This is a genomic window from Streptomyces sp. EDA2-14 (genome assembly GCF_054963755.1).
The window spans coordinates 117816-131337 of record NZ_JBUEGE010000005.1 but is presented as its reverse complement, the minus strand read 5'-3'; the positions used below and the strand labels follow the sequence as shown (position 1 = coordinate 131337).

11 protein-coding genes are annotated in these 13522 nt (G+C 72.9%); 4 read left to right on the top strand and 7 right to left on the bottom strand.

Annotated elements, in window-relative coordinates:
• Positions 1-26: 26 nt before the first annotated feature.
• Entirely contained in the window at positions 27-1190 is a 1164-nt protein-coding gene (locus ACY34M_RS16125; protein ID WP_462717086.1) for an Lrp/AsnC family transcriptional regulator, read from the bottom strand.
• Between the two features lie 162 nt (positions 1191-1352).
• On the opposite strand from ACY34M_RS16125, the gene ACY34M_RS16120 reads away from it, so the two are divergent.
• On the top strand, positions 1353-2618 hold the full coding sequence (locus ACY34M_RS16120; RefSeq protein WP_462717087.1) for an MFS transporter: 1266 nt from the start codon (positions 1353-1355) through the stop codon (positions 2616-2618).
• Positions 2619-2657: 39 nt separating this feature from the next.
• Positions 2658-3971, top strand: coding sequence for an amidohydrolase (locus ACY34M_RS16115; RefSeq protein WP_462717088.1), 1314 nt, complete (start codon positions 2658-2660; stop codon positions 3969-3971).
• Positions 3972-3999: 28 nt separating this feature from the next.
• Here ACY34M_RS16115 and ACY34M_RS16110 read toward each other — a convergent pair whose 3' ends face one another.
• Positions 4000-4881, bottom strand: coding sequence for an SDR family oxidoreductase (locus ACY34M_RS16110; RefSeq protein WP_462717089.1), 882 nt, complete (start codon positions 4879-4881; stop codon positions 4000-4002).
• Positions 4882-4984: 103 nt separating this feature from the next.
• Between ACY34M_RS16110 and ACY34M_RS16105 the strand changes: the two genes are divergently transcribed.
• Positions 4985-5566, top strand: coding sequence for a TetR/AcrR family transcriptional regulator (locus ACY34M_RS16105; RefSeq protein ID WP_462717090.1), 582 nt, complete (start codon positions 4985-4987; stop codon positions 5564-5566).
• A gap of 27 nt (positions 5567-5593) precedes the next feature.
• Here ACY34M_RS16105 and ACY34M_RS16100 read toward each other — a convergent pair whose 3' ends face one another.
• From ACY34M_RS16100 to ACY34M_RS16090, 3 genes are all read right to left on the bottom strand, one after another.
• Complete coding sequence (locus tag ACY34M_RS16100; RefSeq protein ID WP_462717091.1) at positions 5594-5926, bottom strand: chorismate mutase; 333 nt, start codon at positions 5924-5926, stop codon at positions 5594-5596.
• Between the two features lie 25 nt (positions 5927-5951).
• Complete coding sequence (locus ACY34M_RS16095; protein ID WP_462717092.1) at positions 5952-7019, bottom strand: tartrate dehydrogenase; 1068 nt, start codon at positions 7017-7019, stop codon at positions 5952-5954.
• Positions 7020-7089: 70 nt separating this feature from the next.
• Entirely contained in the window at positions 7090-8004 is a 915-nt protein-coding gene (locus ACY34M_RS16090; protein ID WP_462717093.1) for a LysR family transcriptional regulator, read from the bottom strand.
• 165 nt (positions 8005-8169) lie between these two features.
• Between ACY34M_RS16090 and ACY34M_RS16085 the strand changes: the two genes are divergently transcribed.
• Complete coding sequence (locus tag ACY34M_RS16085; protein ID WP_462717094.1) at positions 8170-9636, top strand: GntP family permease; 1467 nt, start codon at positions 8170-8172, stop codon at positions 9634-9636.
• A 12-nt stretch (positions 9637-9648) separates the two neighbouring features.
• Here the strand turns inward: ACY34M_RS16085 and ACY34M_RS16080 are convergent, their stop codons facing one another.
• Both ACY34M_RS16080 and ACY34M_RS16075 read right to left on the bottom strand, forming a co-directional pair.
• The gene (locus ACY34M_RS16080) at positions 9649-12126 is read right to left on the bottom strand and encodes an alpha-N-acetylglucosaminidase (RefSeq protein ID WP_462717208.1); all 2478 of its coding nucleotides are present in this window, start codon (positions 12124-12126) and stop codon (positions 9649-9651) included.
• Between the two features lie 302 nt (positions 12127-12428).
• A complete protein-coding gene (locus ACY34M_RS16075; RefSeq protein ID WP_462717095.1) occupies positions 12429-13439 on the bottom strand; it encodes a hypothetical protein in 1011 nt (336 codons plus the stop codon).
• Positions 13440-13522 lie beyond the last annotated feature (83 nt).

The following is a 13522-nucleotide window of genomic DNA, read 5'->3' as shown; positions in this document are numbered from 1 at the left end:
CCCGCCCGCAGCCGACGGGCGGGTGGTCAGGCGTCGTGCCGCAGCGGGACATGCCCGCGGGCGCGCCCCTCGTCGTCCAGCAGACGTCCCATCCGCTTGGCGGTCAGCAGACTGACATCACGGCGCAGGACGCGGGCGGCGGGCAGCCGGGAACCGAGGCGGACCTCGAAACCGGCGGCGTCACTCAGCGAGCGCGCCCAGGTCGACACCAGCAGATTGGCCTCGCCGGTCACCGCCATGCACAGCCGCACACCGGGCAGCGCGGCCACCAGGTGTCCCGCGGCGTCCAGTTCGGCGGAGGGCACGGCGACCCGGTACGTGCTGATGACGGGGCGCCCCGCCGCCAGATGGGAGACGTCGCAGCGGATCCTGACCTGGCCCGAGGACAGCATCCGCGCCAGTCTGCGGCGGACCGTCGCCTCGCTGGTCCCGGTGGCGCGGGCGAGGTCGCTGTAGGGGCGGCGGGCGTCGAAGGACAGGGCGTGCAGCAGCGCGCGGTCGGCGTCGCCGTGGCCTTGGCCCGCCGCGCCGCCACCGGCCCCGTCGGACGCGAGACGGGAGCGCTGGCCCCGGTCGAGCGCGTGCACTTTCCAGTCCGCGCCCTCGCGGTATCCGTGCAGCACCACGGCGAGTTGGATGTCGCGGACTCCCGGCAGCCGGGCAAGCGGACCGTCGGCGAAGCGCGCCAGGGCCGCCGTACCGGAGCAGAAAAGCGTGAGGAAGAGGCCGCCGTCCGTGCCGCCGGAGCCGCCCCCGGTGGTCCGCTCGACGCTGGCCACGCGCGGATCCGCGCACGCCGCCTCCACGGCGGCGGCCATGCTGCCGGGAGCCACCGCCACATCGGCGAACGCGGTGCACAGCCCCTGCCCCCGCGCATGCCGCTCCCACGTCTCGTAGGCGGTGCTCCAGGCGAGGCCGGAGACGCGCAGCCGGTCCCAACGGCGGGCGGCGGTGGTGGCGTCGATGCCGAGGACCGCGCCGATCCGCGACCACGGGGCACGGGGACTCGTCTGCAAGGCGTCGACGAGCGCCATGTCCGTCTCGTCGAGGTCCCGCATATCGCACATGTCGGCAGTGGGGGAGCCGGGCAGGTCGACGGCGTGTGTGTCGTACATGTCGGCAGAGGGGGAGACGGAATCCTGCGCCTCAGGGGCGCTGGATTCCGGCATCGGTGCGGGAGCGGACGGCATGGCGACCATTGTGGGGCCACTCGCACCCGCCGTTGCGGCGGCCCCGGCACAGGGGCGGACACCCGCCGCACGGACCTGTGCGCGCCTGCCCGGACGTCGACCCGTCCGCGGGTCCAGGCGTGCGCGCCCACCCCCAGACGCGACACACACCGTGGAGCCGCCGTGAGCGCCACCAAGACATCCACCGACGAGAACACCGCGCCCGCCGAGGGCCGGGTCCGGCTCGACCGGGCCGCGAAGACGACCGTCGGCCTGCTGTTCCTCGCCTGGATCGTCGACTACATCGACCGGCTCGTGATCAACCTCGCGCTGCCGCACATCGGCGCCGAATTCGGCATCGACCGCACCCAACAGGGCCTCGTCCTCTCCGCGTTCTTCCTCGCCTACGCGGCGTGCCAGATCCCCGGCGGACTGCTCGCCGACCGGTTCGGATCCAAGCGGATCCTGCTGTGGGCGATGCTCGTCTGGTCGGCGTTCACGGCACTGACCGGGACCGCCTGGTCCTTCGCCGCGCTCGTCGTGATCAGGGTGCTGTTCGGCGCCGGGCAGGGCATCTTCCCCGCCGCCGCGATGAAGGCCGTCGCCGAACGCACCGGGCCGCGCGAGCGGATGACGGCGAGCGGCTGGATCTCCTCGTCCAACTCCTTCGGCGCCGTCGTCGCGCCGCTGATCGCCGGACCCGTCATCGCCCTGTGGGGCTGGCGCATGTCGTTCTACGCCGTCGCCGGCCTCGGCGTCGCGACCTTCGTCCTCGTCCAACTCCTGCTGCCCCCGGCGCGCCCCGTCGCCGCGCGGGAGTCCGCCGAGGGCGGCGGCGGAACCCGTGCGCTGCTCGCCACCTCCGCGATGTGGCTGTACGTGGGGATGCTGTTCGGCTACGGCATGCTCGCCTGGGGCCTCACGTCGTGGGTGCCGTCGTACCTCCAGACCGAGCGCGGTCTCTCGCTGGAGAGTTCGGGACTGCTCACGGCGCTGCCCGCACTGTTCGGCGGCCTCGCCATGATCGTCAGCGGCTGGTGCGCGGACCGGGTGAAGGGCCGCCCCGCGCTGCTCGTCGCCCCGTCCATGACGGTCGCGGGCGCCTCGGTGCTGGCGATGACACAGGCCGAGGGCCTGGCCGCGTTCGAGACCCTGCTGTGTCTCGCCTTCGCCGCCTGCACATTCTGTTTCACACCGGTCTTCGCCGTCCCGCTGCGGACGCTGTCCACCCGGCTGAGCGGCGCCGCCTCCGGAATGATCAACTTCGGCGGTCAGTCGGCGGGCGTTCTGGTGCCGATCCTGATGGGATATCTGGCGGACACGTACTCGTTCACCGTCGCCTTCGCCGTGCTCGCCCTGGGGGCGGCGCTCACCGCCGTCCTCGCCCTGATCGCCCCGCAGACCTCCGAGGCCCTGCGCTCCCGACTCGGACCCGCCGTCCGCGACTGACCCACTCGTCCCACGTACTCAGCGAAGGAGCTCCGACGCATGACCGTCACCACGCCGCCCGCCTGCCCGGTCGACCCCGCCCGGCTCGCACTGCCCGCGGGCACCCCGGCCGACGAGGGCCTCGCACAGCTGCTGCCCGTCCTCGGCGAGCTGTACCGGGACCTGCACACCCACCCCGAGCTGTCGATGCACGAGACCCGCACCGCCGCGATCATCGCGTCCGTGCTCCGTGCCCAGGGCTGGGAGGTCACGGAGCACGTCGGCACCACCGGCGTCGTCGGCACGCTCACCAACGGCGAGGGCCCCACGCTCCTGCTGCGCGCCGACACCGACGGGCTGCCGCTCGCCGAGGACACGGGACTGCCGTACGCGTCGACCGACACCGCCACGGGCCCCGACGGCCACGAAGTACCGGTGATGCACGGCTGCGGTCACGACCACCACGTCACCGCACTGCTCGGCGCGACCGCCCTCTACGCCGCGGACCGCACCACCTGGAGCGGCACACTGCTCGCCGTCTTCCAGCCGGGCGAGGAGATCGCGGCGGGCGCGCAGGCCATGGTCGACGACGGTTTCGCGGACCGCTTCCCGCGGCCCGACGTCTGCCTCGGCCAGCACGTCAGCCCGCTGCCCACGGGCACGGTGGCACTGCGTCCCGGCACCACGATGTCGGCGGCGGACAGCTTCCGGATCCGCCTCTTCGGCTCCGGGGGACACGGCTCGCAGCCCGAGCTGACGGTCGACCCGATCGTGCTGGGCGCGCACGTGGTGACCCGGCTGCAGACGGTGGTCTCCCGCGAGATCGCCGCCCAGGACGCGGCCGTGGTGACGGTCGGCTCGTTCCGGGCCGGGCACAAGGAGAACATCATCCCGGACACCGCCGAACTGAAGGTCAACGTCCGCACCTTCGACCCGAAGGTGCGGACGCGGGTCCTCGCCGCGATCGAGCGGATCGTGCGTGGTGAGGCGCAGGCCGCGGGAGCCCCGCGCGAGCCGGAGTTCGAGCCGCTGAACGCCTTCCCGCTCACCGTCAACGACGACGACGCCACCGAGCGGGCGCGCGCCGCCCTGGTGGAGGTCTACGGCGAGGAGGGCGTGCAGCACATGGCGCGCCCGCTCTCCGGCAGCGAGGACTTCGGCGTCTTCGGCACGACGCTGGACTGCCCCTCGGTGTTCTGGATGTGGGGCAGCTTCGACCCCGGGCTCTACGCGGGCGAGGACCCGACGCAGCCACGGCCCGGCATCCCCGGCAACCACTCGCCGCGCTTCGGCCCGCAGGCGGAGCCGGTCATCGAGTACGGGGTGCGGGGGCTGCGCGCGGCGGCCGCGGCGTTCCACGGCCCGCGCGCCTGACCCCACCCCTTCGAGCCCCATCGAGGGCTCACGGCTCGATCTTCTCCAGGTCCTCGAGCAGGCCCGGACGGGTGGGCTGCCAGCCGAGCGCGGCGCGGGTGTGCGCGCTACTGGCCGGCTGGTCGGTCGCGAAGATCGGGCCGAGGGGCCCGAAGTTCTCCTCCGGCACGGACTCGGACGGAACGCCGAGCCGCCGACCGATGACCGCGGTGATGTCCCGTACGGCATCGCCCTCGTCGGCGACGGCGTGCCACGCGGTCCCGGCGGGGGCCTTCTCCAGCGCGAGCCGGAACAGGACGGCCGCGTCGAGCGCGTGCACGGCGGGCCAGCGCTGCGTGCCGTCTCCGGGGTAGCCCGCGACACCGGTGCGGCGGGCGATGTCGGTGAGGAGCCCGGCGAAACCGCCCTGGCCCTCGTTGTGCACGGTGCGCGGCAGCCGGATCGCCGAGCTGCGCACGCCGCGCGAGGCCAGGTCGAGGGCGCGCTGCACCGACACGCTGCGACCGCCGACGGGGCCTTCTGTGGGCAGCGGGTCCTCCTCGGTCGAGGCCCGCCCCTCCGTGTGCGGCGTGCCGGACACCGTGACCAGAGGCCGGTCCGTTCCGACGAGGGCGTCGCCGAGCGCCGCGAGCGCGTCACCTTCCTCGGCCACTCCGCGCGCGAGCGCCTCGGGGGAGCTGAAGTCGTTGCTGAAGGCGAGGTGGACGACGCCGTCCGCCTGCTCGGCGCCGGTGCGCAGCACGTCGAGGTCGGTGAGACCGCCGCGGACCACGTCCGCGCCGGCCGCCGCGGCCTTCTTGGCGGAGGCGTCGGAACGGGCGAGGGCGGTGACCGAGTGACCCGCGGCGATCAGTTCGGCGACGACGGACGAGCCGATCAGGCCCGTGCCGCCGGTGATGAAGACGCGCATGGCGGACTCCAAGGGGTGAAGGGAAGTGATGCGACACATGTCGCATCACTGACCAAGGTACACCCGGTGATGCGACATGTGTCGCATCACTTAGGATGGTCGTATGCCGAGATGGAAGCCGGACGCCCGGCAACGCCTGGTCGTGGAGGCGCTGCGCCTGTTCGCCGAGCAGGGCTACGACGACACGACGGTCGCCCAGATCGCCGAACGCGCGGGGCTCACCCGGAGCACGTTCCACCGGCACTTCGCCGACAAGCGGGAGATCCTCACGGCGGGCCAGAAGACCCTCAGCCGGCTGCTCGTCGAGGGCATCGCCGGAGCGCCCGACGACGCGACGCCGGTGGCGGCGGTCGCGGCCGGTCTGGAGCGCGCGTCCGGCGAGATGACCTCGTTCAACCGCGAGCTGAGCCCGCTGCTGCAGGCGGCCGTCGAGGCGAACCAGGAACTGCAGGAGCGCAACGCGCTGAAGAGCATCGGCATGGCCGCCGCCATGGTCGAGGCGCTGCGCGGCCGCGGCGTCCCGGAGCCCACGGCGCGGGTGGCCGCCGAACTAGGCGTCCTCGCCTTCAAGCTCGGCTTCGACCAGTGGGTCGACCCGTCCCGCGACGAGAACCCCGGCGAACTGGCGACCCTCACCCTGGCCGCCCTCGAAGAACTGCGCACGGCGGCAGCCGACCTCCGCTGACTCTCCACTGGAGGGCCCCGGGGGCTGTCAGCTCCCGGCCCGCTCCTGCTGATGCTCGGTCAGCTCCAGGTCGACGAAGGCCGCCACCATGGCCCGCCACACGGCCTCCGCGACCTGCGGGCTCAGCCCGGCCGCCTCCGCGCTGGCACGCGCCGCCTCGATGACGCGCTGAGCGCGATCGGGCGCGCGCACCGCGTCCTCGTCCTTCTTGAAACCGGCCGCCGCACGCACCAACGCCTCGCGACGGGCCAGGAGTTCGACGAGCTCCGAGTCCAGGGCGTCGATACGGTCCCGGACCTCGGCGAGCGAGGCGGGGACGGCGGGGGCGGCGGGTGTCGCGGGGCGCTCGGGCTGCGGCATGTGCGACATCGTGGCGCAGGGGGCGTCAGCGGTCCGTCGCGGCTGCGAGGACGAGTTGCGTGAACTCCTTCGTGGTCGCCGTTCCGCCCAGGTCCGGTGTGCGGGCGTCCGTCGTGGCGAGGACGGAGGCGAACGCGTCGAAGACCTCGGTCGCGGCCTCGGGGTGGCCGAGGTGGTCGAGCATCATCGACGCGCACCAGATCGCGCCGAGCGGGTTGGCGACACCCTGCCCCGCGATGTCGGGGGCCGAGCCGTGCACGGGCTCGAACATCGACGGGTACTCGCGCTCCGGGTTGAGGTTGGCGGCGGGCGCGATGCCGATGCTGCCCGCGACGGCGGCAGCGAGGTCGGAGAGGATGTCACCGAAGAGGTTGGAGCCGACGATCACGTCGTACCGGGCCGGGTCGAGGACGACCTTCGCGACGAGCGCGTCGATGTGCTCCTGCCGCCACTCCACGTCGGGGAAGCGCTCCCCGGCCTCCCGCACCAGCTCGTCCCAGAACGGCATGGTGTGCACGATGCCGTTGGACTTCGTCGCCGAGACGAGGCGCCCGTCGCGTCGCTGTGCCGCCGTGAAGGCGTAGTCCAGGATGCGCTCGACGCCGGGGCGGGTGAACACGGCTTCCTGGACGGCCATTTCGTTGGGGAAGCCGCGGTTGAGGCGCCCGCCGATCTCCGAGTACTCGCCCTCGACGTTCTCCCGCACGACGACGAAGTCCACGTCCGCGCCGGCCTTCGCCACCGGGCTGGGCACGCCGTCGAGCACCTTGATGGGCCGCAGGTTCACGTACTGCCGGAACTGGCGGCGGATCGGAATGAGCAGCCCCCACAGGGAGACGTGGTCCGGCACGCCCGGCCAGCCGACCGCGCCGAGCAGCACCGCGTCGTGGTGCCGGATCCGGTCCAGGCCGTCCTCCGGCATCATCGCGCCCTCGGCGAGGTAGCGCTCGCAGGACCAGTCGAACGAGTCGTAGGAGAAGGAGAGTCCGTGGCGCTTGCCGACGGCGTCGAGGACGGCGCAGGCGGGCGGCAGCACCTCGGTGCCGATGCCGTCACCAGGGATGAGAGCGATGCGGTGGCGAGTGGTCGTCATGGTGACCATGGAATGCCGAGGTGTCCGGGGCTGTCCAAGACACGTTTGCAGCCCCTTCGATAACACGCGCCTATCGGTTGTCCGGGGAAGCCTCCCGCTCCGCACTGCGCGACTTCTCGATCACGTCGATGAACGCCGCGGCCGCCGGACTCAGCCGGTGCCTGCGCCACACGAGCCCCACGTCGAGCGTGTCCTCGATGGCCAGCCGGCGCACACGCAGCCCCACCGTGTCGGCGAGCGGCCGCCAGGAGTCGGCGACGACCGCCACCCCCACACCGGCCATGACCAGGGGTAGCAGCCCCTCGCGGTGCTCGATCTCGACCGCGATACGGGAGTCGGTCGCGGCCACGATCGCGTCGGCGACCCGCCGCATCCCGGTCCCCGGCTGACCCGCGACGAGCCGCAGCGCGGGCAACTCCTCCAGCGACAAAGGGTGTTCGCCCGCCGGAAGCTCGGCGTCGTCCCGCGCCACGAGCACGAACGACTGCGTCTCGATGGGCACCCGGTCCAGATCCGCGTACGCCTCGTGCGCCCCGGACGCGGCGAGAACACCCACCTCCGCGACACCCCGGGCCAGCGCGTCGCGCACGTCGTCCGGCCGGGCGGCGGCCACCACCGCCACCTGCACCTGCGGATACGCCTCCGCGTACGCGGCGACGAGCCCGGTCAGCGGGCTGACGACCTGCGAGGGCATGGCCGCGATCCGCAACTGTCCGCCCCGCAGCCCGTCCACCGCGAGCACCGTCTCCCGGGCCACCTCCAGCGAACGCACCACCTCGCGGGCGGGAGCCACCAGGGCCGCACCCGAGGGGCTGAGCACGAGACCGCGGCCCTGCCGCAGAAACAGGCTGGTGCCGAGCGCGGTCTCCAGTCGGCGGATGGTCTGTGTCACCGACGGCTGCGCCACGAAGAGGTGCTCCGCGGCCCGGTGCACGCTGCCGTGGTCCACCACGGCCAGGAAGTGCCGCAGCTGTCGTACGTCCATGGTCTTCCTGTTCTGCTTCCGCTTCTGCTTCTGCTTCTGTGGCGGCGGTGTTCCGATAGGCCGACGTTATCGGTCGGGCTGCAAATGGGTCTTGGACGCGAGGAGTGACCGTCGTCACGATGTACGGCAGTTCGCAACGGAGCGAGAACGAGAGCGGAGCCTGCCGTGTCCCACGAAGCCCTGTTGTTCCTGAGCACGGCGGTCGCCATCGGCGGCATTGTCGTCGCGATCACCTGGCTGAAGGTCCCGCCGGTGCTCGCGCTGCTCTTCGGCACCCTCTTCCTCGGGCTGACGACCTCCGTCGGCGCCAAGGGCACACCGGACGCGGTCGCGGACGGATTCGCCGATGTCCTCGGGGAGATAGGCATCCTGGTGTCCCTCGGTGTCATGCTCGGCGCGCTGCTCACCGCGGCGGACACCATGCGGCGACTCGTCGAGCGAACGCTCAGGGCGTTCGGCCGGCGCGGCATTCCCTACGTGTTCGCGGTGACGCTGAGCTCGGTGTTCACGGCGATCTACTCGGACGTACTGCTGGTCCTCTCCGCGCCCCTCGCGCGCCGCCTCGCCCCGAAGCTCGGCGAGCGGGGCCGCGCCCTGATGGGCGGCGCGCTCACCGCGGGCATCGAGGTGGGCCTGGTGTTCGTGGCGCCAGGCGTCGCGGCCGTCGCCGTCGCCGGCATCCTGGACGTCCCGCTGGGGCAGATGTTCCTGCTCGGCCTCGTCGTCGCGCTGCCGACGGCGCTGCTGACCATGCTCGTCTTCTCGATCGTCCTGCGCTGGATGAAGTGGGACCCCGCGAGCGACGAGATCGAGACGGTGGAGGGCGCAGAGACGAGCGACGACTTCGACGCACCCGCCGCCATCCCCGCCGCCCGAACCGCCGACCCCACGCCGCGCTCGGCCCCAACACCACTCTCAGAAGCGGCCGTTGGCACGGTCACCGACGCTCCGGCCGCGATCACGACGTCCCCGGTACGCAAGCCCCGCCCACTGCCCCTCGCCCTCGCGGTCGCCCCGGTCCTGCTGGTCCTCGTCCTCATCGCGGGCGGCGCCTTCGCCGACGGGCTGTCCGTGGATGCGGCGGCGGTCGGCTTCCTCACCGACCCGGTGGTGGCCCTGCTCCTCGGCACCACCGTGGCCTACGTGTTGGCGCGGCGGGTCCGGTCCAGGGACGAGATCGGCGATGTCATCGGGAAGGCGCTTTCGCAGTGCGGATCCATCCTGGTGCTGAGCGGCATCAGCGGCTCGCTCGGAGCCATTATCGAGCGCTCCGGCATGGGCAGGACGCTCGGCGACCTGTTCTCCTCCGGCATCCTGCCGCCGCTGCTGCTCGTCTGGATCATGGCCGCGGTGCTGCACGTCGCGCTCGGCTCCATGTCCGTGGCGGGCATCACCGCCGCGGGCATCCTGGCCCCGATCGCCGGCCACCTGGACACACCTCTGGTCCTGGTGGCCCTCGCGGCGGGCTCGGGCGCCCTCTTCGTGCCCCACGTGTCCAGCAACTTCTTCTGGATGTTCCAGTCGCTGCTCGGCTTCTCCACGCGGGGCACGATCAAGACCCACACCGTCCCGATGACCCTGGCCTCGCTCATCTCGCTGCCGATCATCCTGACCGTGTCGGTGTTCCTCTGACCTCTCCGTCGGTCAGGTCTCCTGGAGCCGCACCGTGTCGACCGCGGCGCCGCGCGCGGCGCCCATCCGGTACGTGGCGTCGGCGCGTACGCGGGCGTCGGGGGAGCCCGGCCCACCCGTCCCGGACACCGTGAACCGGCCCGTGAACGCCTTGCCGGGAGCCACCTCCGCCGCGTCCACCGGGCCGTCCGCCCGGGCGGTCAGCCCGGCGGGCAGGTCGAGCGAGAGCCGGACGTCGCGCGCCGCCGCGAGACCGTTGCGGTTGGTGAACGTGACATCGACGGTGACCGGCCCGGTGTGTGCGGCCGAGACGTTCAGCGTCGCCTGGTGTGCGGCGCCCGCGAGGGTGTCGTGGATGCGGCGGGCGAGCCGCTCGGTCGATCCCGAGGGGCGCGTCGGATACGCCTCGTGCCCGTGCGCCCACGCGTCGTCCACCGCGAACCAGTCGATGTCGGCGGGCTCCCGGTCCTCGGCGAGCGCCGCCGACAGCTCGGTGAAGTACCGGAGCCAGCGCGGCAGATAGAGGCCCGAGACCAGTCCCGCCCACTCCCGGTTGGCGTAGTCGCGCAGCCCCGCCTCGCTGCCCGCCCGGTCGCCCCACGTGGTGAGAATCGACCGCGCGTCGTACTCGAACCGGTCCGCCTCCGCCCGGTCGGCGCCCCGGGAGCGGGCCTCGGCGAGCCATCGGCCCAGCAGGTGCTGCTCGGAGGTGGCCAGCGCGTCGTCGAGGAGCTTCATCCAGTCGAGCCACGTCCGCGTCAACTGCCCGAACAGGGCCTTGTCCCGCACCTCGTAGGCCGCCCTGATCTGCGGCAGCAGCACCCGGCTGCGGTTGGCGAGGACCTGCCGGGCGACGTCGAGGAGGTCGTACCGGTACGCGGAGCTGTCCCGCAGTCGCGCGTCCACGTGCAGGAGGTGGGTGAGGGCCCCGTCGAACGCGGCCGTGTCGTACCGCTCCGCCTTCGGGCTCCACGAGGCGGCGGACCGCGCGCCGAGGCCGGGTCTGGCCCCGAAGAGACCGTCGGGCGCCTCGCTCCAGGAGTCGGTGCGGCGCATCCCGTACGCCGTCTCGCGCAGCACCCGCCAGGCCGCGGCCGCGTGCCGGTCGGCGCCGCCGTACCGGGCCGCCGCCCACCGCCCGAACCACTCGTCCAGGTCGATGTCGCCCGCCGTCCACGCCAGGTCGCCGAGGAGTGCGAGCGCCGCCGGATTGTTGTCGGCGCCCTCCGGCATCGCCGCGATCCCAGACAGCCCGCTGCCGTCCTTGTCCCGCCAGCGCGGGTAACTCTCCACCCAGTCCGGGGTGTTGGCGCCGAGTGCGGTGTGCCCGCCGAAGTTCCAGATGCTGCCGTACGCGTACGGGGTGTCGGCCCAGTCGCTCTCCCGGTCGGTCACCTCGGCGTACCGGTCGGACAGCCCGTCGACGACGAGCATCCGGGAGCGGTCGACCGCGTCGAGGATCTCCCGGCGTGGATTCGTCTGCCAGCCCAGGATGACCCACACGGCCTCGGGGTGGGCCGTGCGCAGCGTCTTCTCGACGGCGCGCGCGGCCTCGCCGACCGGTACGTCGCCGGGTCTGCCGCCCTCGTGCAGGAGATCCATCTTGTACATCGAGGTGCCGCCGAGCCGTTCGTCGAGCCGCGCGTAGAACTCGGCGCCCACCTCGGCGAACGGCCCCGTGCGCGGGTCGAGCCAGTCCGGCCGGTCGAACCCGCTCCAGGTGCCCTGCGGGACCACCTCCGCCCCGTCGACCCGCTCGGCGAACCCGTCGGGCACGGTGCCGAACCAGCCCGGCAGCACCGGTGTCATGCCCAACTCCCGCACCCGGTCGGCGATTTTGCGGCCGAGGTCGGCGCGCCGCTCCACCAGGCGCCGGCTGACCGGGCCACCGAACCCGGACATGTTCTGCAGCAGCCACCACGGCTGGTGCGCCGGGGCCGGGATCCATGCCAGCAGCTCGGCCTCGGAGTACCCGAAGCGGCGGAACGTGTCGAGGTACGCGGCCTCCACGCCGGTCGTCACCAGCACCTCGTTGAAGCCGTGCAGCGCCAGCACGTCCAGCTCCCGCTGCCAGGCGTCCCAGCCCCGGTAGGGGCCGGTGTAGCCGTCGTTGGTGTCGTTGAGGGCGAACCGGTGGGACACGTTCGCCGAGGCCGACAACTCGCCCGTGGGGGAGGGGAGTCGGCCCGGCAGGTTCAGCTGCTCGCCGTTCCAGGTCACGCAGGCGTGGGCGACGTCGCGCAGGTAGTGGTGCAGGCCCGCGAGAAGGGTGGCCGGGCTCGACGCCTCGACGACGATGTGACCGCGCCCGCCGGAGACGCGGAACCGGTCGGCCGCACCCCTGCCGCTCGCGGGGCGGAAGGTGACCTGATCGTGGTGGCGGGGGAGCAGCCTGCGCAGCGCCGCGACGGCGGGCGCGGTGTCGAAGCCGCCGACGCTGCCCCCGCTGCCGCCGTCTTCGGTGGCGGCGAAGGCGGGCGTGCTCGGCATGGGCAGGGAGGTGAAGCCCAGGACGAACGCCGCGCCCGACAGCAGCCGTCTGCGGCTCGGCCGGGGCTGGTCGATGTGGTCCGGTGAGGGTCGGGTCACGAGGTCAGCTCCCGTATGACGGCCGCTCTGGCCTGCTCGATGTCGGCATCGCTTCCGGTGGTCCACGAGTGCGTCGCGCGTCAGCGTGATCGACTCGAAGGACAGGATGCCCTCCCCGAGTTGTTCCCACCGGGCGCGCCGCATCGGCATGTCGGCGCCAAGATGCACCAGATGTTTGCCGGGCGGTCCCTCGGACGTCCGCGTCAGGCGGCGTCCGCCTCGGCCCCGCGTCGACGGACCGAGCGGGCCGCGGCCGCCGCCAGGATCAGCGCGCCCGCCCCGAAGACGACATTGCCCGTCAGGGCCACGCTCATCGTGACGCCCATGTCCGACGCGTGCGTGAAACCCACCCAGACGTACGTCAGCAGCGCGCCGACAGCCAGTGCGATCCGGTGGCCGGGGCCCCAGGAGGGGCTCCGCGACCAGCGGGCGCCGAGGTGGACGGCCACCGCGGCCAGCAGCACCCAGAAGGCGACCACGAGCCAGTCCGACACACGGTCCCGCAGCAGCGACTGACCGGCCCAGTAGGCGCTGGTGAGCGCGAAGGCGGCGCAGCCCGTCCACCACGGGCCGGGCGCATCGGGCCGGAGCGCGGGCTTGGGGAACCGGTCGACGCGGAAGGCCGCGACGACCAGGGCGACCATCAGCACGACCGCCACGGCCCACTGTCGCGCCGAGGCCATGAACTCGTCGTTGTACGCGTACTGCAGGGCCGCGAGACCCAGCGAACCCAGCACGAACACCGCCACGGTGGCACTCAGCGCGAGCCGCCCCGTCCAGGGGCGCTGCGGCTCGCGGCTGAACGCCTCGACCAGCGCGATCGGCACGCAGATGCTCCAGACCATGTGCATCGACACGACGTCCTGGAGCAGGGCGACGCTGGTCCCGAGCAGGGGCACCGTCGTCCCCTCGTAGACGAGGCCGAACGGGACGCCGCCGTAGTCGGGGTTCCAGAGCATCTGGTCGACCGGCCCCTCCTCGAACAGCCCGTACGCCGCCCCGAGCAGCAGCATCGTCGGCCAGCCACTGCCCGTCCGCCGCGCGATCTCGCGGACGAGCAGGGCCCCGCACCCGTACAGCGGGAGGTAGAGGAAGAACGAGCCCGCGTCGCTGATCGGCGTGTTGCCCAGCAGGAACTCGCCCACCAGCGGGGCCAGCAGGACCAGCGCCAGGGCCGACCGCCGTCGGTGCGGGGTGTCTCGCAATGCGGTCACGACCCGAGGCTAGCGGCGGGGCCCGCCCCGGCAGCCGTGGCCGCGGGACGGGCGCCGGCTGATGCGTACGTGAACCACCCACG